A 257-nucleotide genomic window follows, 5' to 3' on the forward strand; every position below is an offset into this window, starting at 1 on the left:
GAGGCGAAGGGAATGCGGGGCGCCCGCGTGTCCACCTGTGCCACCCGACGCTCGAACTCCTCCAGCATCGGTTCCATCAGCGGCGAGTGGAACGCATGCGAAGTCGCCAGTCGGCGATGTCGGATTCCCCGCTCGTCCATGGTGTTCGCGGCCCGCTCGACGGACTCCTCGGACCCGGACAGTACGGTCTGGGCCGGGCTGTTCACCGCCGCGACCACACAGCCCGCCGCCTCCGCGAGCTCCTGCGCCTCGGCCTC

1 protein-coding gene is annotated in these 257 nt (G+C 70.4%); it reads right to left on the reverse strand.

Annotation, left to right across the window (positions count from 1 at the left end; all coding sequences use genetic code 11):
• On the reverse strand, positions 1-257 hold a 257-nt coding region (locus tag ACEPPI_RS40915), incomplete at both ends, for an acyltransferase domain-containing protein (RefSeq protein ID WP_373920300.1).

This window comes from Streptomyces sp. AB3(2024) (genome assembly GCF_041862025.1).
In the GTDB taxonomy this organism is placed as follows: domain Bacteria; phylum Actinomycetota; class Actinomycetes; order Streptomycetales; family Streptomycetaceae; genus Streptomyces.